General features: G+C 64.2%; 28 protein-coding genes and 1 pseudogene. 20 read left to right on the forward strand and 9 right to left on the reverse strand.

Annotated features, from left to right (window positions below; genetic code table 11):
* The first annotated feature begins 72 nt into the window (after window positions 1-72).
* Both AC13D8_RS03740 and AC13D8_RS03745 read left to right on the forward strand, forming a co-directional pair.
* Window positions 73-360: a hypothetical protein gene (locus tag AC13D8_RS03740; protein WP_482967680.1), complete on the forward strand. Its 288-nt coding sequence runs from the start codon at window positions 73-75 to the stop codon at window positions 358-360.
* Window positions 350-1447, forward strand: a complete 1098-nt coding sequence (locus AC13D8_RS03745; protein WP_482967681.1) for an ImmA/IrrE family metallo-endopeptidase — start codon at window positions 350-352, stop codon at window positions 1445-1447. Before AC13D8_RS03740 ends, AC13D8_RS03745 begins: the two co-directional genes overlap by 11 nt.
* 3 nt (window positions 1448-1450) lie before the next feature.
* Here the strand turns inward: AC13D8_RS03745 and AC13D8_RS03750 are convergent, their stop codons facing one another.
* Both AC13D8_RS03750 and AC13D8_RS03755 read right to left on the reverse strand, forming a co-directional pair.
* Window positions 1451-2362, reverse strand: a complete 912-nt coding sequence (locus AC13D8_RS03750; protein ID WP_482967682.1) for an alpha-glutamyl/putrescinyl thymine pyrophosphorylase clade 3 protein — start codon at window positions 2360-2362, stop codon at window positions 1451-1453.
* A 29-nt stretch (window positions 2363-2391) separates the two neighbouring features.
* Window positions 2392-3339 carry a thymidylate synthase gene (locus tag AC13D8_RS03755; RefSeq protein WP_482967683.1) on the reverse strand — a complete coding sequence of 316 codons (948 nt, stop codon included), beginning with the start codon at window positions 3337-3339 and terminating at the stop codon, window positions 2392-2394.
* 590 nt (window positions 3340-3929) lie between these two features.
* Here AC13D8_RS03755 and AC13D8_RS03760 point away from each other — a divergent pair.
* The 3 genes from AC13D8_RS03760 to AC13D8_RS03770 are packed head-to-tail and all read left to right on the forward strand — an operon-like array spanning window position 3930 to window position 5090.
* Window positions 3930-4451, forward strand: a complete 522-nt coding sequence (locus tag AC13D8_RS03760) for a crossover junction endodeoxyribonuclease RuvC (RefSeq protein ID WP_482967684.1) — start codon at window positions 3930-3932, stop codon at window positions 4449-4451.
* Entirely contained in the window at window positions 4448-4651 is a 204-nt protein-coding gene (locus tag AC13D8_RS03765) for a hypothetical protein (protein WP_482967685.1), read from the forward strand. Before AC13D8_RS03760 ends, AC13D8_RS03765 begins: the two co-directional genes overlap by 4 nt.
* Window positions 4644-5090 carry a DUF6362 family protein gene (locus tag AC13D8_RS03770; RefSeq protein ID WP_482967686.1) on the forward strand — a complete coding sequence of 149 codons (447 nt, stop codon included), beginning with the start codon at window positions 4644-4646 and terminating at the stop codon, window positions 5088-5090. Before AC13D8_RS03765 ends, AC13D8_RS03770 begins: the two co-directional genes overlap by 8 nt.
* 280 nt (window positions 5091-5370) lie before the next feature.
* Here AC13D8_RS03770 and AC13D8_RS03775 read toward each other — a convergent pair whose 3' ends face one another.
* Window positions 5371-5667, reverse strand: coding sequence for a hypothetical protein (locus tag AC13D8_RS03775; protein WP_482967687.1), 297 nt, complete (start codon window positions 5665-5667; stop codon window positions 5371-5373).
* Here AC13D8_RS03775 and AC13D8_RS03780 point away from each other — a divergent pair.
* The 3 genes from AC13D8_RS03780 to AC13D8_RS03790 are packed head-to-tail and all read left to right on the forward strand — an operon-like array spanning window position 5666 to window position 8195.
* Window positions 5666-6988, forward strand: coding sequence for a site-specific DNA-methyltransferase (locus AC13D8_RS03780; protein WP_482967688.1), 1323 nt, complete (start codon window positions 5666-5668; stop codon window positions 6986-6988). The genes AC13D8_RS03775 and AC13D8_RS03780 overlap by 2 nt on opposite strands.
* Complete coding sequence (locus tag AC13D8_RS03785) at window positions 6988-7971, forward strand: DNA cytosine methyltransferase (RefSeq protein ID WP_482967689.1); 984 nt, start codon at window positions 6988-6990, stop codon at window positions 7969-7971. Before AC13D8_RS03780 ends, AC13D8_RS03785 begins: the two co-directional genes overlap by 1 nt.
* On the forward strand, window positions 7968-8195 hold the full coding sequence (locus AC13D8_RS03790) for a DUF7220 family protein (protein ID WP_482967690.1): 228 nt from the start codon (window positions 7968-7970) through the stop codon (window positions 8193-8195). Before AC13D8_RS03785 ends, AC13D8_RS03790 begins: the two co-directional genes overlap by 4 nt.
* Here AC13D8_RS03790 and AC13D8_RS03795 read toward each other — a convergent pair.
* From AC13D8_RS03795 to AC13D8_RS03805, 3 genes are all read right to left on the reverse strand, one after another.
* Window positions 8192-8695, reverse strand: coding sequence for a HEPN domain-containing protein (locus tag AC13D8_RS03795; protein WP_482967691.1), 504 nt, complete (start codon window positions 8693-8695; stop codon window positions 8192-8194). The genes AC13D8_RS03790 and AC13D8_RS03795 overlap by 4 nt on opposite strands.
* 58 nt (window positions 8696-8753) lie before the next feature.
* Window positions 8754-9272 (reverse strand): DUF3489 domain-containing protein, encoded by a 519-nt coding sequence (locus tag AC13D8_RS03800; protein ID WP_482967692.1) that lies wholly within the window; start codon window positions 9270-9272, stop codon window positions 8754-8756.
* 96 nt (window positions 9273-9368) lie between these two features.
* Complete coding sequence (locus AC13D8_RS03805) at window positions 9369-9641, reverse strand: hypothetical protein (RefSeq protein WP_482967693.1); 273 nt, start codon at window positions 9639-9641, stop codon at window positions 9369-9371.
* Between the two features lie 111 nt (window positions 9642-9752).
* Here AC13D8_RS03805 and AC13D8_RS03810 point away from each other — a divergent pair, with 111 nt between their 5' ends.
* On the forward strand, window positions 9753-10349 hold the full coding sequence (locus AC13D8_RS03810) for a hypothetical protein (protein ID WP_482967694.1): 597 nt from the start codon (window positions 9753-9755) through the stop codon (window positions 10347-10349).
* Window positions 10297-12288 carry a phage terminase large subunit family protein gene (locus AC13D8_RS03815; RefSeq protein WP_482967695.1) on the forward strand — a complete coding sequence of 664 codons (1992 nt, stop codon included), beginning with the start codon at window positions 10297-10299 and terminating at the stop codon, window positions 12286-12288. Before AC13D8_RS03810 ends, AC13D8_RS03815 begins: the two co-directional genes overlap by 53 nt.
* Here the strand turns inward: AC13D8_RS03815 and AC13D8_RS03820 are convergent, their stop codons facing one another.
* Entirely contained in the window at window positions 12289-12903 is a 615-nt protein-coding gene (locus AC13D8_RS03820; protein WP_482967696.1) for a plasmid pRiA4b ORF-3 family protein, read from the reverse strand.
* A 47-nt stretch (window positions 12904-12950) separates the two neighbouring features.
* Between AC13D8_RS03820 and AC13D8_RS03825 the strand changes: the two genes are divergently transcribed.
* The 5 genes and pseudogenes from AC13D8_RS03825 (at window position 12951) to AC13D8_RS03845 (ending at window position 17201) form a co-directional block, all read left to right on the forward strand.
* Window positions 12951-13166 (forward strand): phage head-tail joining protein, encoded by a 216-nt coding sequence (locus tag AC13D8_RS03825; RefSeq protein WP_482967697.1) that lies wholly within the window; start codon window positions 12951-12953, stop codon window positions 13164-13166.
* Between the two features lie 120 nt (window positions 13167-13286).
* Complete coding sequence (locus tag AC13D8_RS03830) at window positions 13287-14735, forward strand: phage portal protein (RefSeq protein WP_482967709.1); 1449 nt, start codon at window positions 13287-13289, stop codon at window positions 14733-14735.
* A 4-nt stretch (window positions 14736-14739) separates the two neighbouring features.
* A pseudogene (locus AC13D8_RS03835) lies at window positions 14740-15198 on the forward strand (head maturation protease, ClpP-related); the annotation flags it as partial.
* A 585-nt stretch (window positions 15199-15783) separates the two neighbouring features.
* On the forward strand, window positions 15784-16149 hold the full coding sequence (locus tag AC13D8_RS03840; RefSeq protein ID WP_482967698.1) for a head decoration protein: 366 nt from the start codon (window positions 15784-15786) through the stop codon (window positions 16147-16149).
* A gap of 38 nt (window positions 16150-16187) precedes the next feature.
* The gene (locus AC13D8_RS03845) at window positions 16188-17201 is read left to right on the forward strand and encodes a major capsid protein (RefSeq protein ID WP_482967699.1); all 1014 of its coding nucleotides are present in this window, start codon (window positions 16188-16190) and stop codon (window positions 17199-17201) included.
* A gap of 4 nt (window positions 17202-17205) precedes the next feature.
* Here AC13D8_RS03845 and AC13D8_RS03850 read toward each other — a convergent pair whose 3' ends face one another.
* A complete protein-coding gene (locus AC13D8_RS03850; protein WP_482967700.1) occupies window positions 17206-17964 on the reverse strand; it encodes a PGN_0703 family putative restriction endonuclease in 759 nt (252 codons plus the stop codon).
* A 102-nt stretch (window positions 17965-18066) separates the two neighbouring features.
* Between AC13D8_RS03850 and AC13D8_RS03855 the strand changes: the two genes are divergently transcribed.
* The 4 genes from AC13D8_RS03855 to AC13D8_RS03870 all read left to right on the forward strand — a co-directional run bounded on the left by AC13D8_RS03855 (window position 18067) and on the right by AC13D8_RS03870 (window position 20839).
* On the forward strand, window positions 18067-18381 hold the full coding sequence (locus tag AC13D8_RS03855; RefSeq protein WP_482967701.1) for a head-tail joining protein: 315 nt from the start codon (window positions 18067-18069) through the stop codon (window positions 18379-18381).
* 5 nt (window positions 18382-18386) lie between these two features.
* Window positions 18387-19022: a DUF6441 family protein gene (locus AC13D8_RS03860; RefSeq protein ID WP_482967702.1), complete on the forward strand. Its 636-nt coding sequence runs from the start codon at window positions 18387-18389 to the stop codon at window positions 19020-19022.
* A gap of 96 nt (window positions 19023-19118) precedes the next feature.
* Window positions 19119-20360: a hypothetical protein gene (locus AC13D8_RS03865; RefSeq protein WP_482967703.1), complete on the forward strand. Its 1242-nt coding sequence runs from the start codon at window positions 19119-19121 to the stop codon at window positions 20358-20360.
* 56 nt (window positions 20361-20416) lie between these two features.
* Window positions 20417-20839 carry an acyl-CoA transferase gene (locus tag AC13D8_RS03870; RefSeq protein WP_482967704.1) on the forward strand — a complete coding sequence of 141 codons (423 nt, stop codon included), beginning with the start codon at window positions 20417-20419 and terminating at the stop codon, window positions 20837-20839.
* A gap of 52 nt (window positions 20840-20891) precedes the next feature.
* On the opposite strand, the gene AC13D8_RS03875 is transcribed toward AC13D8_RS03870, so the two are convergent.
* Window positions 20892-21317 (reverse strand): BLUF domain-containing protein, encoded by a 426-nt coding sequence (locus AC13D8_RS03875; protein WP_482967705.1) that lies wholly within the window; start codon window positions 21315-21317, stop codon window positions 20892-20894.
* Window positions 21318-21505: 188 nt separating this feature from the next.
* Here AC13D8_RS03875 and AC13D8_RS03880 point away from each other — a divergent pair.
* Window positions 21506-22192: phage tail tube protein (locus tag AC13D8_RS03880; protein ID WP_482967706.1), on the forward strand; the 687-nt coding region annotated here is incomplete at its 3' end.

The raw sequence follows: 22192 nt of genomic DNA on the forward strand, positions 1-22192 counted from the left end.
CGCCCGCGACCTTGCGGGGTCCGCTGGGTGATTGTCTCGTTCGGGACCGCTCGTTTGAAGGAAATATGCCTCGTGTTAAGTGAGGCCGAAGTCGCGTTGGGGACGGTAAACGCAAAGGCGCTTGTGTCGATCATCGCGGACATCGAGGCGCACGAGAATGCCGAAGAAATGTTGGATTTCATGAACGGGACCGTTCAGGTAAAGGACGATGACACGCTCGAGATTGCTTTCGGCAGCGATTATTGCGCACATCTTGTTCCGGTTGGGGTGCGATTTCAAAGGAGCGATGACGACCAAATCATCTGGTCCTCTGTCGAGCGGCTCAAGGTAACTGCGATAGGGGAATGCAATGCCTGCTGATGGTGGCCAGGTCGCCGATTGGTTCTCCAAGCCAGGGGACGCCATTTGTGCATTGATGCATCGTCGAGGCGTTACGGCCGACGATCTTGCAACACATCTCGACGGCGGCGTAGGTGAGCTCCGGAGCCTTCTGGAAGGGCACAGTCGCATAGATGGACGTTCGTCTGAGGTGCTTAGCCAGTTCCTTGGTGGAAGTGCGAAGTTCTGGCTCAAACGGCAGGAGAACTTCGAGCAGGCCCTCGAGAGAGCTGTGGAGGCCGCGGCGGAACACGCAGACGATTGGTTCGGCAGCGTTCCTATTCCTCGATCACGTGGTCGGCGGCCTGCTACGGACAAAGCGGTTCGGGACGAACTGCGTCGTCGCATGCTCTTTTACAGCGTCCCAACCCTCTCGAGTTGGGAGCAAAGGTACGGCAGGATCTGTACTGAAACGCACTTCCGACGCTCTATGAGTTTCGTGCCTTTGGACTCGGCGGTTCTTCTATGGTTACGGCGGGGAGAGCTGGAGGCAGAACTCGTTCAAACCCGTTCGTGGTCTCCTGAAAGACTTGAGGGACGCCTGGATCGCATACGCCAACTCACGAGGATCAATCACCCTTCGCGCTTTCTTCCGAAGCTCCGCTCGATCTTCGCCGAAGCCGGCGTCGCGGTCGTCATTGTCCGGACCCCGAAAGGATGTCATGCGAGCGGTGCAACGCGCCTTGTCTCTGCGGATAAGGCGATGATCCTACTTAGTTTCCGGCATCGGTCCGATGATCATTTCTGGTTCACAGTGTTTCATGAGATCGGACATCTATTGCTGCATGGTGCCGACACGTTCGTTGACAGTGACGAAACGCCTACGGATGAACTCGAGCAGCAGGCAAACGACTTTGCTCGGCAATGCTTGATCCCGCCCGAACGAGAAGAAGAGTTTCTTCGCCTCAAGGCAGTCAGAAACTCGATCATTCGATTCAGCGTGTCGGTAGGAATTGCACCCGGATTGACAGTCGGGCAAATGCAACACCGACAGATGATTGAGCACAGTCAGATGAACTTTCTGAAACGTCGATGGAAATGGGAGGAGATCGATCACGCCTGTGTGTAACGATTATCCTCTGAAGTGGACGAACTTCAGTGGTGACTTCTGCCAGTTGCATAGAGCGTCTTCGAGAACTGCCATGCCCACTTGGACATCGCCATCAAGATCGTCGAGCATCTGTTGAAGTTGTGCAGGTGCCGTGTTCGCATTGGCAGCCCCGTTGAACAGCAGTCTTGCACCTCGGCTTGGCCCCGTAGCTCCTTGAAGATATGCCGAGAGCGGCTGCATCGCCACGATGCCGTAGCGCGCCAAGAGCATGAGGTAGTCGAACTTCGCAAGTCGGCCGAAGCTCGGGATATTCAGCGATTTGTACATTGCGTCGAACCGGTCATTCGGACCGTGGGCCAAGACCCCCTGCAGGAACGCCTGGTGGCCATGCGCCCCGATGAGCCTGACGTACTCGCGGACAACATGGCCAGTGTATCTGGCTGAACCCGGTCGAAGGCTTTCGTACTTCCTGTGGTTTCCAAACTTCCCGCGAATGCTGATCCAATTCGCAGCCAACCATGTATCGAATGCGGCAGGATTGCCGGAAACCGATGGCCAATCCCAGAGGCCGTTACCAAGCATTCCGTAGACGTCCCGCAGGCGCAGCCAACCACTATCAGCGGGCTTCGCGAAGTGCGTCATCAGAAACACAAGCCAAGCAGCCTCGTCGAGATTGCCGTTCGCGAGATGCATGGCGACAGCCTGCTCTGGGTTGAAGAGGGCGTCATGAGGGTCTGCGCGCCGCGGCGAAATCGGACGTGCCTGGATAATTCTGTAGTAGTCTTCCCGGCGGACGCTGGCGATGAGCTGAAGAGCTAGTGTGTCAAGTGCTCTCGGATCCTGAATACCTAGTAGCGGTCGTGTTTGGGCTGAGTGCGCGAGGAGGCGGGCCCTGAATTGCTGACGTTGCACGTTTCTTGTTGGCCAAATCATTTCGATCTTTCACTGGTCAGGATAAGGCGTCATTTTTTGGTCGTCGGTGGCCGATCGTTCACAAACGGAAGATATACCGCATTAGAAAAATCTGTTCTCAATCCTGACAGATCCTCGCGTCGTCGCCTTGCCCAATGCACCTGGAGCAGTCGCACTATGTCAGCCCAATACGGGTCATCTACCGCGTCTTCGGCCTTGAAGCTTTCTCCGTCTCTGATGCGCCTCTCTGCATCAAGTAGCGCGGGAGTCAATTCAAACGGGTTGCCAGAAGGCATCTCGGGCATTTCGTTTGGCCTTTGATGGCCCTCGTCAGTATACCTTTTTGCCGCTTCAATATATTCGTCGTAGATGTGCATCGAGCCAACATGGTGAATAAAGGTTCCGAGCTGCACCCCAATTCGACACGCGAACATTTCCTGAAGCATCGTGAAGCAAAATATATCATGCGGCAGACCCCAGTATGCATCATTGGACCTCATTGTCGCCGACATATGTAGTTGGTCATCCCGGAGGTGAAGCTGCATGGTGGTCGTGCAGGGGATTTCCTTCTTTTCGACAACAATATCTTCGGCATCAAAAAGCTGGATTACGGCACGACGACTGCCCGGCCTGAGAGTAAGCAGGTTTGCAACACTCTCGATCTGATTAATGCTGCCGTTCTTTCGAAGAAGCCGAGGGCCATACGCGCCTTGAAGCACTCCATCCACCGCGTCGTCCTCGTACCGGCGGATATAAGGCTTGATGAAGTCAAGCTGATCCGAGCCGGAGAGGTACCACAGAAGCTCACCGATCGCGCTAAACGGCTTGCCCCGATCTTCTGATCGGCTCAATCGCGATCTTGGCTGCCGAATTCTGACTGTTACTCCGAGGCATTCGAGCGTGCCTCCCCTTGTGCCACGATTCGTCGAGCCCTCTTCGAGCAGTCTTTCATAGAGCTCGATCAAGACATCATCGAGGCTGTCGCCGACTATCTCCATAAAGGAAAACTCTCTGCTCGTACCGTAAGCCGGTCACTCAACACCATGTTGTTCTTCCAGTTTACGGCGGTCAAGCGCAGTTGCGGGGTTCTTCACGCGTCGTCGCGGACTTACCGCGAGGATTGAACCAAGCTGCCGCGGAAAGTGGATCTCTCTACAGGGTCCCAACCTCCCCGGTGGTCCCAACCTCGTCCCAACCTCCCGAGGGGGTTGGGGACACGAAAAGCCGTTCAAAAACAACGGTGTCCCCAACCTCACCCCGTGGTCCCAACCTTTTGCTACACATTCATGTAGGAGAACGGAAAAGGTCGGGAACATGCTTTTCTATACGAAAAGAGTAGGACCCCCGTTGGGGACACCGAGGTTGGGACCACATTTGATCAAGTCATTGTCATGGAACGATAAAAGCCTGTCCCAACCCCCTGTGAGGGTTGGGACAGCGCGCTTTGAGGTTGGGACAGGGGCGCCGTGACAGCCGTTCGCAGGCAAGCGATGTTCTCCTGAGCGATTTTGCTTGGGGACGCGGCGTGCGGCTGCTAATTTTTGGGTGACCAAAGCCGAAGGCCCACTCGAATTCGTGAGCCTTCAACATGAACGTAAAAGACCAGATCCTTCCCTACGCGCGTCCCGAGACCAACTGCGGCGCGAAACCGATCCTCGCACTCGACCTCGGCACGACCACCGGCTGGGCCATCCGTGGCCATGATGGCCTGATCACCAGCGGCACCACCAGCTTTCGTCCCGGCCGCTACGACGGTGGCGGCATGCGGTATCTGCGGTTCACCAACTGGCTGTCCGAACTCGACCGGCTGTCTGGTCCGATCGCCACCATCTGGTTCGAGGAAGTCCGGCGGCATGCGGGCACCGACGCGAGCCACGTCTATGGGGGGCTGATGGCCACGCTGACCGCGTGGGCCGAGCTACGGGGAATCCCCTATGCCGGCGTGCCCGTGGGCACCATCAAGCGTCACGCCACCGGGCGAGGCAACGCCAACAAGCAGGCCATGATCGACGCGGCCCGCGCTCGCGGGTTCTCGCCCGCCGACGACAACGAGGCCGACGCCATCGCAATCCTGCTCTGGGCCATCGAGACGCAGGGAGGTGCGCAATGACTGGCATGCGGTTTGCCCCGAAAGGCTACGGTGGTCACCGTCGCGATCCCGAGCAGGTCAAGCGCGACGGGTGGCACGAACAGGGCGTGCTCGCCGTCTCGGTCGACGACGACCGGCTGACCTGGCCCGAGCGCGAGCTTGTCCGGCAGCTGGGCGAGCGTCTCTACGGCAAGCGGCAGGAGGACATGCGCCATGGGTGAATGGACCACAGCGCGGGTGCAGGACCGCCTCGAAAGCGCCGCGGATGTGTTCGCGCAGCTGCCGGCCGTGAAGCCCACCGGGTATTTCAACGCCTGGCCGGAGTATTTCCACGGCTTCGCCGATCAGGTCGGCCAGGAGCCCGAGATGAAGCGCCCGCGGCCCGGCCCGCGCCAGATCACCGAGGCCGAGGAAGTGATGCTCTGGCTGCGCTGGCTCGAGCGCGACGACGCCCGCATCGTCTGGCTGCGCGCCAACCGCCAGCCCTGGAAGAAGATCGGCTGGGAGATCGGGCTGAGCCGCCCGGCCGCCAACCGCCATTGGCAATACGGCATCGCGTTGATCACCTGGCGGCTCAACGGGCGGGTGCCGTCGCCCAGGCGATCAAGGCGCTTCGTGGTCGAGAATGCCGACCGGCTGTCAAGAAAAATCGTCCTGTGATCGAATTTTCGGAGAGACATCGCACAGGGTTCACTTATCGGCGCTGAAGGTTACAAACGGGATATACTCGAGAGAGGCGCGCGCGGGACGCCCCGTCGGCGCTGGCTCCCCGGGGTCCGGCGCAGGGTCCAGCCGGGGTCCAGGCCGCCAGCCATTGTTTTACGGTTCCTTTTCGGGCCGAAACGTATGCTGGGGGGCGTGGCGCGCAATATCGCCAGCGACAGGGCCGATTTTTTGGGAAGCCACCCCGGTCGGAATCCACCCCTGGAATCCGAAATTATCACGCGATACCAGAGGTTTGAGTGGTGGATTCCGGGGTGGATACCCTTGGCTTGGGAATCCAGTTGGAATCCACCCCGGAGTCCAGTTCGGGAAGCCACCTGACAGGATCCCACTGTGACTTGCACTGTCCGGACATGCCACTGCGTCCGTGTCGATAACGATGTTCGATGCCGTCGTTTAACTGGGATACGCCAGCATCGACTTCCCTCCGCGCCAGCTGGAGGATTAGCGCGATGCTGGAAAGTATCACGTCAACGTGATTCCCGAAATAACCTTTATTCAGGACGTCCGTCATGACCCTCGCCTTCGCTCCCGAGCGGATCGAGCACTGGCCGCTGGCCAAGCTCCAGCCCTATGCACGCAATGCGAAGCAGCACGACGCGGACCAGGTCGCGAAGCTGGCCGCCAGCATGGCCGAGTTCGGCTGGACCGTGCCGTGCCTCGTGGGCGAGGACGGCGAGTTGATCGCGGGGCACGGGCGTGTGCTGGCCGCGACGCAGCTCGGTCTGACCGAGGCGCCGGTGATCGTGCTCGGCCACCTGACCGAGGCGCAGCGGCGGGCATATCGCATCGCAGACAACAAGCTGACCGAACTCGGCAGCTGGGACGAGGCGCTGCTGTCCGCCGAACTGAACGAATTGCTGGCCGAGGATTTCGACCTGTCGCTGGTGGGATTTTCGGATGGCGAGCTGGACAAGCTGCTGGCTTTCGATCCGGACGGGGGCGGTGAAGAAGAGGGTGGCGCCGGAGGCTCGGTGCCTCCGGTGACCATCCCCGAGCCGCCGCGCAACCCGGCCTCGCAGACTGGCGATCTCTGGATTCTCGGTGATCAAAGGCTGCTGTGTGGCGACAGCACATCCCACGAGGATGTGCGCCGCTTGATGAATGGCGAGCGCGCGATGCTGTTCGCGACTGATCCGCCCTATCTCGTGGATTACGACGGCTCGAACCATCCGACGCGCAACAAGGATTGGTCGCAGTCCTATGGCAACACCTGGGATGACAGCTCGCAGGGTGCCGAGCTTTACGACGGGTTCATTTCCGCCGCCGTCGCCGAGGCGATCAGCGAGGATGCCGCCTGGTACTGCTGGCACGCGTCCCGCCGCCAGGCGATGCTGGAAGCCTGCTGGGAGAAGGCCGGCGCCTTTGTCCATCAGCAAATCATCTGGGTGAAGGACCGGGGCGTTCTGACACGCTCGCACTACCTTTGGAAGCACGAACCCTGCTTCATGGGCTGGCGGCGTCCGAACCGGCCGCCGAAGGTGGCGGAGGAGACGTTGCCGTCCACCTGGGAGATGCCCAGCTTCGCGAAGGACGAGCGCCCCGACCACCCGACGCCGAAACCGCTCGACGCCTTCGGGATCCCGATGCGCCAGCATGTGGCGCGGGGCGGTCTCTGCTACGAGCCGTTCTCGGGCTCGGGCTCGCAGATCATGGCGGGCGAGGCCAATGGCCGCCGCGTCTTCGCGATGGAGATCAGCCCCGCCTATGTCGATGTCGCCGTCGAACGCTGGCAGGCCGAGACAGGCAAGAAGGCGATCCTCGACGGCGACGGCCGGACCTTCGCCGAGGTGAAGGCCCAGCGGCTGGGCGACAAGGCCGACGCCGCTGCCTGATGGCCGTCTACTACAACGACGCCGATCCCGCGGCCTGCGCCTGGCTGCGGGAACTTATCGCCGCGGGGCTGCTGCCGGATGGCGAGGTGGACGCGCGCTCCATCCTCGAGGTGGAGCCCGTTGACCTGCGCGGCTTCGCGCAATGCCATTTCTTCGCCGGGATCGGCGGCTGGCCCTACGCACTGAGCCTCGCCGGCGTGGCCAGCGATCTGTCTGTCTGGACCGGCTCGCCGCCATGCCAGCCCTTCAGCCAGGCTGGCCAGCGCAAGGGACAGGACGATGACCGCCACCTCGCGCCCGCCTTCCTGCGGCTCATCGCTGCCTGCCGCCCGCGTCTCGTCTTCGGCGAGCAGGTCGCGAGCGCGGCCGTGCTCGGACGCGTTGGCAGAAAGCCTGGCGCGGCGGCTGAGGGCCCGGCTGACTGGGCGTGGTTCGACGCTCTGGCGGCTGACCTGGAAGCGGCATCTTACGCCGTCGCGTCGGCCGATCTGCCGGCTGCGGGCATCAGTGCCCCGCACATCCGCCAGCGGCTCTTCTTCGGCGCCGTCGCCCTTGAGCCGGGCGGGCTGGGCGACGGCCTCGGCCAGGGATCACAAGGACGGATCGGAATGCCGGGCGGTGCCGATCAATGCGCTGCTCGGCCGGCAGGTCTGGCTGGCGGGTTGGCCGACGGCGATGGCAGGCTCGCCCGCGACGGCAGCGTACAACGCGGCCGGCAACACCGATGCGAGCCGCAGGACGGTGAAGCTGGTGAACTGGTCGACGTCGCCGACCCCACCGGGACCGATGCGACGGACGGCGTGTGGCGAGATCCGGACTGGCTCTTCTGCCGCGATGGCCGCTGGCGCCCCGTTGAGCCCGGAACATTCCCGCTGGCTGATGGGATATCCGGCCGCATGGGGCTCCTGCGGGGCTACGGCAATGCGATCGTCCCGCCGCTCGCGGCGGAGTTCGTGACCGCGTTTCTGGAGAGCCTGCGATGAAGCAGAGCCGGATCATGTCGATGGTCGAAGCCGCGACGAATGTCGTCGTCGGCTATGGTCTGGCCATCGCAACGCAGATCGTCGTGTTCCCGTGGTTCGGGATCGAGACGGGGATGGCCGAGCACATGACCATCGGACTTGCCTTCGTTGGCGTCTCGCTGGTGCGCGGCTATCTGCTGCGGCGGTTGTTCGAGGCGATCCGATCAAATCCGGAGGCGCACTAACTGGTCAAGACCTTCGGTCGAACCTTCTTGGCAATCTCGGCGAGCGTCGCCATCAGCCGATTGCTTTCGGATAGTGATCCCGAGAGTTCAGGGCCATAGCGTGAAATCAGGTATTCGCGATCTTCCGTCATCCGAACCAGATGATTGAGGGTCAACTTTCGAAGTACCAGTCCCCGTGTGACTGCGGTGTTCGCGCGATCAGCGAGGTTGTGAAAATGAGCACGCACCTTTTCGGGGGAATCACCTGAAGAGAGCAAGAACGCATTGAGGTAGAGTTCAATTGCGTGGATTGCACAGAGTCGCGCCGGCGCGCGCGATATCGGCTGTCGCGGTCGTCCCTTGAGAATTAGGCCCTCTGCAGCCGAGTGATACTCGGCTGCCAATGCGAAAATCTCTAGTGGGCTGGCATTGGTGCCCGGGTAGGTGCTGGCAATCTCGTCCTTCATCCAGCCTTCATGTCTTGGGAATTCGACAAAAATTTGACCGACATAGGAAGTCACTGGTATTTCCGCCGCCCCATGCGGGCCGGCGGCATCGCGACCGTCGTGGTGTGCGGCGTCAGTCGTCGGCGATCCTGTAGGCCCGGCCGCGCCCCTCGACCTTCTCGGACGCGATGGTCAGCCCGAGTTTCTTCTTGAGCGCGCCGGACATGGCGCCTCGAACGGTATGCGGCTGCCATCCGGTGGCTTCCACGATCTCGTCGATGGTGGCGCCGCCTTCGGAGCGGAGCATCTCGATCAGGGTTTCCTGCTTGGTGCCCTTCCGGCGCTGAACCGGGGCGGGCGGCGTCTCAGTCGGCGGCGTCTCGTCCTGCCCGTCCGTGATCCCGAGGCTGCTGTAGGCCAGCGGGGTGGAACGCAGGGTGATCGGGCCTCGCTCCTCGTCGTGGCGATAGACGGTGTCGAGGTCGGTGGCCGCGACTTCCTCGATGAGCCCATGCTTCAACAGGCTCTTGCAGACATTGCCGACGGCGCCGCCCTTGAGGCTGGTGGTGACGGGAAAGACGGCGCCGTCCTCGCGCGCGCAGGCGGTGGACAAGATGACGGCTTGGGCGTCGGATAGCTGGATCTGGGTCATGATGGTCTCCGGTGTTCGGACGTCGCGGAATGCGGCGCCTTCTACCGGGTAAAGCCCGCCGGTCGGCGGGCCGCTCCGAGGCTTGGGCCGGAAGGGTTACTCGGCGTGCGCGCCCTCCCCGAAGGCGCTGTCGGTGATGCGCTTCAGCAGGCTGGCGTAGTGTTCGAGGGTGCCGACCATCGCCCAGCCCACCTCGTCAGGGTGGGCGTTGAAATGGTCGTCGCTGAGCGCCTGCAGCCGGGCGAGCTTCTCGTCGATCTCCGCCTTCTTCCCGATGAAGGCGGCGAGCGCAGCTTCCCGGTTCCGGCGCGCCTTTTCGGCGCGGAGCTGCTGTCGCGGGGTGGTGATCGGGTTCAGGCGCTTGGTCATTTTGGTGGCTCCGTGCCGAGTTGCATCGTTCTTGTGGATCCACGTTCGCTCCGACGCGGAGGCTTATCAACTCAATAAGCACATGATTTCAAATGATAATCGGAGCGCGGCATGGAGGGTCTGAGCGAGCGCCAATACGCCGCCCGGGTCGGTCTCTCGCGCGGGGCGATCCAGAAGGCGAAGGCCGCCGGACGCCTGGTACTGCACGCCGACGGCAGTATCGACGCCGACGCCAGCGACGCACGCCGGGCCGAGACGACGGACCCGTCAAAGACCCGCAAGCCGCCCCAGGCGAAGCGCAAGCCCGTGCCGGAGGCGGCCGTCTCGGCCGTCGGCGACACCCTCAAGGAACAGGGCCTGGCCGCGCCGACCACGGGCGGCGGCACGACCTTCCTGCAGGCCAAGACCGCGAACGAGGTACTGAAGGCGCAGGAGCGCCGCATCCGGCTGCAAAAGCTCAAGGGCGAGCTGATCGACCGCGGCCGCGCGCTGGCGCTGGTGTTTCGTCTCGCGCGGCAGGAGCGCGACGTCTGGGTCAACTGGCCCGCACGGGTGGCCGCGCTGATGGCGGCCGATCTCTCGGCCTCATGCAGCGAAGCGTCAGGCCAGGAAATCGTCGTCGAACCGGCCGCCATGCAGAAGGCTCTGGAGACGCATGTCCGATCGCAGCTCGACGACCTCGCCGAGATCCAGCCCGATCTCCGCTGAGGACGCGGACGCGCTGGCCTTCGACGGGGCGCAGGACATCCTGCGCGCGTGGCTCGCCGGGCTGCGGCCCGACCCGGACCTGACCGTGTCGGAATGGGCCGACCGGCACCGCAAGCTGTCGTCCCGCGCCTCGGCCGAGCCGGGGCAGTATCGCACGGCCCGCACACCCTACATGGGCGAGATCATGGACCGGCTGTCGCCCGGCGATCCCACGCAACGGATCGTGTTCATGAAGGCCGCGCAGGTGGGCGCGACCGAGGCCGGGAACAACTGGATCGGGTTCGCCATCCACCAGGCGCCGGGACCGATGCTGGCGGTCCAGCCGACGGTGGAACTGGCGAAGCGCAACTCGCGTCAGCGGATCGACCCGCTGATCGAGGAAAGCCCGGAGCTCAGGGAGCGAATCAAGCCGGCGCGCTCGCGCGACGCGGGCAACACGATGCTGTCCAAGGAGTTCGCGGGCGGCATCCTGATCATGACGGGCGCGAACTCGGCGGTCGGGCTGCGCTCGACCCCGGCGCGCTACATCTTCCTCGACGAGGTCGATGCCTATCCGGCCTCGGCCGACGAGGAAGGCGACCCGGTCACGCTGGCCGAGGCGCGGTCGCTCACCTTCGCCCACCGGCGCAAGGTATTTCTCGTGTCGACCCCGACGATCCGGGGGTTGAGCCGGATCGAGCGGGAATTCGAGGCCAGCGACCAGCGCCGGTTCTTCGTGCCGTGCCCGCATTGCGGGGCGATGCAGTGGCTGAAGTTCGAGCGCCTGCGCTGGGAGACGGGACGGCCGGAGACGGCGGAATATCACTGCGAGGGCTGCGACGCAGGCCTGGCCGAGCACCACAAGACAGCGATTCTGGAAGCGGGCGAATGGCGCGCGACGGCCGAGGCGGAGGATCCCGGCACCGTCGGCTATCACCTCTCGGCGCTCTATTCGCCGGTGGGCTGGCTGGGATGGGACCGGATCGCGCGGGCCTGGGAGGCGGCGCGCGGCTCCGACGAGGCGATCAAGGCGTTCCGCAACACGGTGCTCGGCGAGACATGGGTCGAGACCGGCGAGGCGCCGGACTGGCAGCGGCTGGCGGACCGCCGCGAGACGTGGAAACCGGGCTCCGTGCCGGAGAAGGGCCTGTTCCTGACCGCGGGTGCCGACGTGCAGAAGGACCGGATCGAGGTCGATGTCTGGGCCTGGGGCCGGGGCCTGGAAAGCTGGCTCATCGATCATCACGTCATCGAGGGCGGGCCTGGCGATCCCGCCTGCTGGCAGCAGTTGACCGATCTGCTGGGGCGCACATGGACCCATGCCTCCGGCGAGCATCTGGCGATCGCGCGTCTTGCGATCGATACAGGCTACGAGACGGCGGCGGTCTATGGCTGGGCGCGGCAGGTCGGGTTCGCGCAGGTGGCACCCGTGAAGGGGCTCGACGGGTTCAACCGCGCGAGCCCGGTGACCGGGCCGACCTATGTGGACGCGACCGTCGCGGGCAAGCGCCTGCGCCGCGGCGCGCGGCTGTGGTCCGTGGCCACCGCGACCTTCAAGGCGGAGACCTACCGCTTCCTGCGGCAGGACCGCCCGACGAAGGAAGACCAGGAGGCCGGCGCGCCATGCCCGCCCGGCACCGTCCACCTGCCGGACTGGGCCGATGCCGAATGGCTCAAGCAGCTGACCGCCGAGCAGCTGGTCACGGTGAAGGGCAAGCGCGGCTTCTCGAAGCTCGAATGGCAGAAGCTGCGCGAGCGCAACGAGGCGCTGGACTGCCGGGTCTACGCCCGCGCCGCCGCCTGGATCGCGGGTGCCGACCGATGGTCGGAGGCGCGCTGGCAGGACCTGGAGCGGCACCTGGCGGTGGAGACGAATGGACAGGAGGGGGATGCACCAGCGCGGCCCGCGCCGCGCCCGGTGCCGCGGCGGATAACGCGGCGGTCGAGCTACATGGGGTGATCAGGTGTTCGTCTTTCGTGCCCGGCTGCGGTGCCCGGCCCGAACCCTGCGCCGAAACTCGGCCAGCATGGCGAGGTCGAGCTCGATTGCGCGGCGTTCGATATCCTTGGGGTCGAACGTGCCACCGGCCCAGTCCAGAAGCTCTGCGTGTTGCGGATGCCGACGGTCGCCGATGGCCTCCAGGAACGCCTCGAAGCCGGGCAGTCCGCCAACATCTTCGGGCGGCGCCCGGTGCGCACCGTCGACGAAGATCGGGTAATCGGTGTCGGGATCGCCGTCGCGGACAGCTTCGACGGTGACGCGGTGGCGCCAGTCGTCGCCGAAATCGTAGACATAGAGGAAGCGGTCCACGCCGCGGTCGATCAGCTGGTTCAGACGGACGCCCTTCGCCTTGTAGACCCGGCGAGACGGGCTTTCCATGTCGGGAAACGGTTCGCCATAAACCCGGTCTCCCGCCCGGAACTCGTAGAGATGCGCGTCTTCCCAGCGCATCACGACCTGAATGACCTCGTGCAGGGTCGAAAGCGTGACCCCGGTCGGGACATCCACCCGCCGCCAGATGCGCGGCGTGATGTCCTCGAGTTCAATCAGCAGACGGGCGACAGGTTCGGACATGAATCCTCCGGGCGGCAGCATTGTCCCGAGCATAGAAGGCGCGCGTCATGCCGACAATCACCGACCTCCGCGCCCGCCGCGACGCGCTCTCGGCGCAGCGCGCCTCCGGCGTGGCGCGGGTGAGCTATGACGGCAAGACCGTAGAGTATCGCAGCGTGGCCGAGATCGACCGGGCGATCGAGGCGCTGGACCGTGAGATTGCTGCGGCGGAGGGCCGGCGGATCGTGCGGCAACTGCGCGTGACGACCACGAAGGGGCTGTGATCCATGGGGCTGTTCGACCGGTTTCGACGCCAGTCTGCTGGCGGCCCCGCGTCCTCCGGGCTTACGCGGCTCCCCCGGAGCCACGGTCCCTCCGGACTGCGCGCCCGTCTCGAGGGCGCGATGTCGCGGCGGCGGCTGCGCGGCTGGAACCCGCCGCTGGAGAACGTCAACGCGCTGGTTGCCTCGGGAGGCCCGAAACTGCTGGCGCGGGCGCGCGAACTGGTGGTCACCAATGGCTATGCGGCCAATGCCTGCGAGGCCTTCGCCGCCAATCTCGTGGGCGACGGCATCAAGCCCTCGTCGCTGATCGAGGACGCGGAAGAGCGCGACCGGGTCCAGCGGCTCTGGCTCGCCTGGACCGACGAGGCGGATGCCGACGGGCTGACCGATTTCTACGGGCTGCAGGCCATGGTGGCGCGGGAGATGTTCGTCGCCGGCGAGTGCTTCGTGCGGCTGCGCCCGCGCCGGGCCGGCGACGGGCTGCTGGTCCCGCTGCAGCTACAGCTTCTCCAGTCCGAGATGCTTCCCTTCGAGAAGACCGAGACCGCGGCAGGCGGCAACCGCATCCGCTGCGGGATCGAGTTCGATGCCATTGGAAGGCGGGTGGCGTACCACTTCCGTCGCAGCCATCCCGGCGACAGCACGGATCGGCGCGTGGCGGTCCCCGAGACGGTGCGCGTGCCTGCGGCGGATGTGCTGCATGTCTACCGTCCGCTCGACGCCGGGCAGATCAGGGGCCTGCCGCATGTGGCGCCGGCGATGGTGCGGCTGTTCCTGCTCGATCAGTACGACGATGCCGAGCTCGACCGGAAGAAGACCGCGGCGATGTTCGCAGGCTTCATCACCAAGACCGCGCCGGAAGAGCCGATGATGGGCACGGAGGAGCCAGACCCCGACGGCGCGACCATCGCCAGCCTCGAGCCCGGCACCCTGCAGGTGCTGCTGCCCGGCGAGGACGTGAAGTTCTCGGCGCCTGCGGATGTCGGCAGCAGCTACGAGGCGTTCCAGTACCGGACGCTGCTCGGCGTCTCCGCCTCGCTGGGGCTGCCATACCACTTGGTGACCGGCGATGTGCGCCAGGCCAACTATTCGAGCCTGCGCGCGGAACTCGTGGAGTTTCGCAGGCGGGTGCAACAGCTGCAGCACGGGGTGATCGCGCACCAGCTCTGCCGCCCGGTCTGGGCGCGCTGGCTGGAGACCGCAAGGCTGGCGGGCCGGCTGGATCTGCCCGACCCGGCGGCTGCACGCATGGTGCAGTGGATCCCGCCCCGCTGGGACTGGGTTGATCCCCTGAAGGACATCCAGGCGCAGGTGCTGGCGATGGAGGCTGGCATCACCTCGCGGCGCAAGGTGGTCGAGGCCACCGGCTACGATGTCGAGGAAGTGGATCGCGAGAACGCCACGGACACCGCGCGCGCCGCGAAACTGGGCCTCAGCTACCGCACCAGCCCGGGCGAGACGCAGGGCGCCCGCGCGACCCCGGCGACGCGGCCCGATCCGGGCGACGGGGCGGATGGCTACAGCCGAGACGAAGGGGCGGCAGCGGGCCCCGCGACCGAACAGGAGTGACATGATGAAGAGCTGGTACACGATCCGCGCCCGCGATGGCGGGGCGGAAGTGCTGATCTATGACGAGATCGGTGCCTATGGCATCTCGGCAAAGGGGTTCCTCGCCGAGCTGGGCGCGCTGCCCGAGGGGGCGGCAATCGACCTGCGGCTCAACAGCCCCGGCGGTTCGGTATTCGACGCCGTCGCCATCCACAACGCGTTGAGCCGCCATGGCGGTACGGTCACCGTCTGGATCGACGGGATCGCCGCCTCGGCGGCCTCCTACGTCGCCATGGCGGGCGACGCGATCGTCATGCCCGAGAATGCCTTCCTGATGATCCACGATCCGTCGGGCCTCGTGATGGGCACCGCGGCGGACATGCGCGAGATGGCCGGCACGCTCGACAAGATCGGGGCCGCCATGACGCGCGGCTATGCCGCCCGCTCCGGCAAGCCGGAGGACAAAATCGCGGCGCTGATGGCCGCGGAGACCTGGTTCTCGGCCGCCGAGGCACTGGAGGCGGGGCTTGCCACGCAGTTGGCGGAACCCGTGCGCATCGCTGCCAGCTTCGACATCGCCCGCTTCCGGAACGCGCCGCCCGAACTGGTGGAGGCGGTCGAGGGTGAGGCGGAAGCGTCGAACCAGACCGCCGATTCGGACGACGCTGCGACGGGACCTGACATCGTTGACGACACCAACGATGTCGCGCCGGCGTCCGAGCCTGCGCCTCAGCCCGCAGCCGACGACCCTGGTGGTGATGAGACCGGTGCAGAAGCCGACACGGCCTCCACCACGCCGACTCCCGACCCCGCGGCCATCCGGGCCGAGGCCATCGGCCATGCCCGGGCCGTTGTCGATCTCTGCCGCCTCGCGGGCCAGCCGGAGATGGCCGGGCGGTTCCTCGAGGCGGACGCCAGCCTTGACGCGGTGCGTGCTGCGCTGCTGGACGCGCGCGCCGAGACAGCGCCGGAGATCACGCCCCATCACCCGCAACCCGGGCGCAGCGCCACGACCCGCCCCTGGGGCGACGTCATCGCCCGCACCTTCAAGCTCAAGGGATAAGACATCATGACCACATTCACCGAAGGCACGCATCCCGGCGGCTTCCTCGTCTGGGAAGCCTTCCGCGACTATACCCGCGAGACGATCACCGTCGCCTCCGGCACGCTTGCCCCCGGCACCGTGCTGGGCCGGATCACCGCCTCGGGCAAATACGCCGCCCACGACCCCAATGCCACCGACGGCACCGAGACCGCCGTCGCCGTGCTCTGGGGCAAGGCCGATGCGAGCGGCGGCGATGCGCCGGCCGTCGCGGTGGTCCGCGGCCCTGCCATCGTCAACCGGCACGACCTCGTCTTCGCGGGCACGCCCAGCGAGGCCGAGATCACGGCCGCTCATACGGCGCTCCTCGCCGCGGGCATCCTCGTCCGCTGACCGCGCGCCCACACCATCCCTGATCCGGAGGCATTCCCATGGCGACCATGGACATTTTCGACGCCGATGCATTCACCATCATCGAGCTCACCCGCGCGCTCGAGAACATCCCCTACAAGCCCGCCATCCTGTCGGGCGCGAACCTCTTCGGCGCTCGCGGCGTGCGCGCGCGCACCGTGATGATCGAGAGCCGCGACGGCACGCTGTCGCTGATCCCGTTCTCGGAGCGCGGCTCGGCCTACGAGCAACAGGTGCCCGAACGTCGCGAGATGCGGGCCTTTGTCTGCCGTCAGTTCAAGAAGCAGGACGTGCTCTGGGCCTCGGAAATCCAGTCCATCCGCGACTTCGGCTCCGAGACCGCGGTGCAACAGGTCCAGGCGGAGGTGGCGCGCAAGCTGGGCCGGCTGCGGAACGACGCCGAGGCCACGTTCGAGTTCCACCTCTTCAACGGCATCCAGGGCGTGGTGAAAGACCCCAGGGACGGCGCGACGGTCATCGACTACAACGCGGAGTTCGGCATCACGCCCGCGGCGGAGGTGGACTTCGATCTCGACAATGCGACACCTGCCTCGGGTGCGTTGCGCAAGCGCTGCCAGGCGCTGATCGAGAGCGTCGAGGACAGCCTTGGCGGTCTTGCCGCCGGCCAGGTGCAGGTCCGCGCCGAATGCGGCTCGGCCTTCTTCGCCGATCTGGTGGCCCACAAGGAAGTGCGCGAGACCTATCTCAACACCGCCGCGGCGGCCGATCTGCGCGGGCGCGTGGGCGAGGAGGTGAGCTTCGGCGGCATCACCTTCCGGCGCTACCGCGGGGGCCTCGGCTTCGGCGTGCCCACCGACAAGGCCTACTTCTATCCCGAGGGTGTCGAGGGGCTCTTCGAAATCTACTACGCCCCTGCCGACACCTTCGAGACGGTCAATACCGTGGGCCTGCCGCTCTACGCCCGCATGATCCCGGACCGTGACCGTGATGAATGGGTACGCCTCGAGATCGAGTCCAACCCGCTGCCGATCTGCACCCGCCCGCAGGTGCTGCGCAGCGCACGGCGGACCTGATGGGTCACATCGTGACTTCGTACCGCTCGCGAAGGTTTTCGAGGTGCCGGGCCAACCAGTCAGCAGGCCCAGTATTCTGCCATGCTCGCCAGATCTCGGGATAACTCATCGCCTCGAAACTAGGCCCGGACCCCGCCACACGGTCTGCGAAGGCTGCGATCTCCTGCCGATGATCTGCAAAGAGTGGGTCGACATCCGGGTTGGCAGGTTCCCAGTACAGGTAGAGGAGCGTCACTGGGCGGCCGCCGAAGGTTCGGGTGAGGCCGAAGGCATGCTTGATCAGCTGCGCGGCGTCCAGCCAACGATACGTGTCAGGATGATCCATCAGGCGCAGCATCTCATGGAAATAGCCTTGTTCGCGTCGTTCGTCGCGGATCTGCTCGGCATATGCGGGCGAGAATGCAGCGCGGTGGGTCGAGAGGTATTCCGTCAGCTTGGATTCGATCCCGACCACGCGCTTCGGCCCGGAGATCAGCAGATCGAGGTTCGGTGCTCGGCCGCCGCGCAGGCCGGTCGGGCACTTTTGCTCGAAGGCAAGCGTCTCGAACGCGCTAACGTTGGGTAGCGCCAGATCGGTTAGACGCTGCCGGAATGGTGCAAAGCAGTTCACTGCGAGCGCCGATGACGAATGCACGGCGCGAAACTTGGTCTGCAATTCGTTGCCGTCCCCTGCGCTGAGATCAGCTTCGAAATTCTCGACTGCGACCAGCGGCAAAAGGATGTCGCGAAAGTCGGCAGCGTAGCCTTTGTCGTCAAGCGCCACTCCGGGGCAACTGCGAGAAAAGGCGTCATGGAGGGCCGTGAGTGCCCTGTTTCGGGTCGGGCCAACGGAAATGGATTTTTGAGACATGAAAGCAGTATAGACGTGTCCAGCATCTTTGCATCTGCAATCGGGGCTCTGTTCGAAGATCCGAACGTCGCGCGCGACGCCGTCTACACGGCCGCGGGCGGTGTACCCGTCCTCGTCCGGGCGGTGACCCGCCGCGCGGACGACATCACCGGCTTCGGCGACGCGCGCATCTGGTCGGAAACCACGCGTGTCGATCTGCGCGTGGCCGAGATGCCTCAGCCCCGTCCCGGCGATCGCATCGAGGTGGATAACGAAGCCTTTCTCATTCAGGGCGAGCCAATCCGCGATCGTGAGCGGCTGGTCTGGACCGTGGATTTGCGCCCGGCATAGAAACCATGAAGCTGAAGCTCGACGTCACGCCCGATCTGGTCGCCATGATGGCCGCCGAGATCAAGGCGGGCGAAAAGGCCGTGTCCGCCGCCACGCGCGAGGCCGGGACCACTCTCAAGTCGGCCTGGCGCGGCCAGATCACCGGTGCGGGGCTCGGCCAGCGGCTCGCGCGCACGATCCGCTCGGAGCAGTACCCGAAGGGCAAACCCAGCCTGAACGCAGCTGCACTGGTCTGGTCGAAGGCGCCCGCCATCGTCGGTGCCCACGATACCGGCCCGCTGATCCGCTCGAAGACTGGCTTCTGGCTCGCGATCCCGACGCCCGCCGCCGGACGGGGCCTGCGCGGCGGCAGGATCACGCCGGGCGAATGGGAGCGCCGGCGCGGCCTGCGCCTGCGCTTCGTTTATCGCCGCCGCGGCCCGAGCCTGCTCGTCGCCGACCGCGCCCGGATCAACAAGCGCGGCACGGCGGTGGCTTCCCGCGCGAAGACCGGCCGCAACCAGGTCACCGCGCCGATCTTCCTGCTCGTCCCGCAGGTCAAGCTGCCAAAGCGGCTGGACCTCGACCGGGATGCGGAGCGTGCGCTCGATAGTGTGCCGGGGCTGATTGTTGCGAACTGGTTGGAGGGGAGGCTTGGTTGAATCTCCCCCACGGAGTAAGCTGAGCGAAGGAGCTAAGACGATCGGGGGTGTCCAATATATGGAATTACACCGCCTTGACTCATAAGAGGGTTTGTTTTGGAAACGTTTAATGCGGCTTGGACTGAGTTTGCCAACGCAACACTTCTTGGAAAGATAGGGGTTGTTGCGGCAATTATTGGTGTAATCACGCCGATCGTAGCATTCGCTGCTTGGCTGACTCGGCGCATTACCATTCGCGATTTGTCGCTTGCACGAAGAAGAATAGATGTCCTCGAGCATCAAGTCGATCTTGAGCGAAAAGAGAAAGATCTGAAATCGCAAAAAGTCGAGGAATTACAGAAACGACTTGAATACGAGTCGCCTATTCAAATTCTCTCAGCGGCAAACAAGGAACTCGCGCCTGAACACAATAATCAAGTCCGTGCCGTGAGGATTATTGAAGAGGGGTTTTTGAGAGTATTTCAACCGGCTTATGAAATGTGCCTGAGGCTTGCAACTCATTGCGGATCGTTTGCGCAAATCGACAACTCACTCGCTAGGCCTGCTTGGTATTTTTCGGGGATCGCATTGGCCATAAAAGATGGCGATGATGTCAGATTTATTCGTGACGGCATTAGGGAGCTGGATGCTCGAATTGCAGAAGAATCTGGCCAGTTTGATCCTACAGCGCCCGAATGGAATGAGTACGAGTTTCTGCCAAATCTATCCCGAGCAAACGAAGTGAGACCGTTACTGAGAAGTTTCAACGACAAAATTTCCAAACTTGTGAGGGAGCACAAGCTTTTCGAAGCAATGCGACTTGTGTCACGAGCAGGGTACATCGCGAGAGTATCCCTGCCGCCTACGGATAGATATTTAGTAGTTACGCAAGCCAATGCAATAGGAGTGCTTATTGGAATTGGATCATTTAAGGAAGCGGCTTCACTTGCGGGGGAAGTGCTATCGCTGATGCGGGGATCCAGAGACCCGATCTATCCCGAAGAGAGCATGGAAGTTCTGCAAGTTCGCCACCTCTATGCGGCTGCGATGGCAAAATCTGGAGACGCCGCCGCAGCGACCAGAGAAGCGAAGGAAACGGCGGATATTCTTGAAAAGGTACATGGTCCTGAGGAATTCATCACCATTGCAACCCGATCCATAGAGACGAACGCAGAGGCAATGGGAAAGCCCGACACACCGAGTATGCACTTTTCGAATCAAGGGGCATCCGTCGTTTCTGGAGGTTATGAGAGAGATGTTGCAATAGAAGTTACTCACCACTTGGATCGCATCCTTGGTCAAGATCATCCGGTAACGAAGGATGCACGAGACGTCGCAGAGAGAGAAGAAAAGAAATAGGTCTCTGTTTAAAGTGCGCCAGAGTTTATATTATCGGACACTCTGAGTTGTGATAAATGCCCACCCTACGCGAAACCATCCTTGCCGCGCTGCACGCGCGGCTCTCGACGCCCCATATGACAGCCCTGCGCGGCGAGGTGCTGCCCGAGCGCGTTCCGGCCGAAGGTCTGCTGATCCTGCGCGACGGCGAACCGGGCGAGCCGGACGTGACGCTCTCGCCGCTGACCTACCACTACCAGCACCGCGCCGAGATCGAGGCGGTCGTGCAGGGCGGCGACCGTGACACGGCCTTTGACGCGCTCTGCGCCAGCATCGGCACGGCGCTCGCGGCCGACCGGACACTGGGCGGGCTCTGCGACTGGATCGAGGCGGAAGCACCTCGGCCCGTCGATCTACCAATCGAGGGCGCGGCCAGCCTGAAGGCGGCCGTGATCCCGGTGGTGCTGCACTACTCGACGTCCGATCCGCTGTCCGGCTGAGTGTGACCGACCCCGCAGGTCTGCGGAGTCGCTCGCGACCTCGCCCTGAATGTCAGGCTGCTTCTTTTTCCCAGTCGCCTGCGGACAGGGCCTGGCACAAGTCCCTGATGGCCGTCTCCGACATGCGCGCCGGTTCGAAGCGGTCGTCGATCAGGTAGCGCGACATGATCTCTTCCTTGATGCGGGAGGCATTGATCAGATGCATGCTCCACTCGAGGAAAGAGCGGGCTTCGACATCCCCGGCCGAGATGATCCGGATATCCCGGTGGCGATCGTCCTGCATGATCCGCATGAAACAAGCAGCGACCCTCGACCGGTCACCTTCCAGAAGCTGCATGAAGCTCCGTTCGCCCACGATCAATGCACCGGTGATGCCGTCGCGCTCGTTGTTGGCGCGGGATTTCTGAAGAATCCGGTCAACCGCCTCGATGGCGAGGCCGTCATGGGTCGATGCGTAGATGAGCCGGGCAAGTTGCATGGTCGTTCCTTTGCGCGAGGCAGAACCAGCGAAGGCAGGAGCATCGTAGCGGCTTCGTGAAGTCCGACACAAGGGGAGACGAGGCGGGCACCACTGATCAGCGGCGGATGGCCGGGAATCCCGTCGTGCCGTCACGAATGCGACCGGGACGTCCCGGCCTTTGAACTCATGAGATCGAGGAGACCACGATGGCACGCGCATATGGCTCGCGGGCGCGGATGGCGCTTGCGTTCGAGACCACGTACGGCACGGCGCCCGTGAGCGGCTTCACGCGGATGCCGTTCGCCAGCACGACGCTGGGGGCCGAGCAGCCGCTGATCGACAACGAGCTTCTGGGCTACGGCCGCGACCCGCTGGCGCCCATCAAGGACGCGATCACGGCCGATGGCGACGTGGTGATCCCGATCGACGCGGCGCATTTCGGGGTCTGGCTCAAGGCGGCGTTCGGCGCGCCGGTCACCACCGGCACGGCACCGGGCCCGTTCACGCATGTGTTCACCTCCGGGGCCTACGAGCTTCCGAGCATGGCGATCGAGACCGGCATGCCGGAAGTGCCGCGCTTTGCCATGTATACCGGTTGCCGTCTCGACAGCCTCTCGTGGCAGATGCAGCGCAGCGGCCAGCTGCAGGCCACCGCGAGCCTCGTCGCGCAGGGCGAGAGCCGCGCGGGCACGGCGCAGAGCGGCACGGTGGCGACGCTCCCGCTGAAGCGCTTCGGCAACTTCAACGGGCAGGTCACGCGCAACGGGAGCGCGCTCGGCAACCTCGTCTCGGCCCAGGTCACTTACACCAACAATCTCGACCGCATCGAGACCATCCGCTCGGATGGCCGGATCGACGGGGCCGACCCGACCATCGCCGCGCTCACGGGCCAG

The organism is Roseovarius sp. B-10 (genome assembly GCF_056859295.1).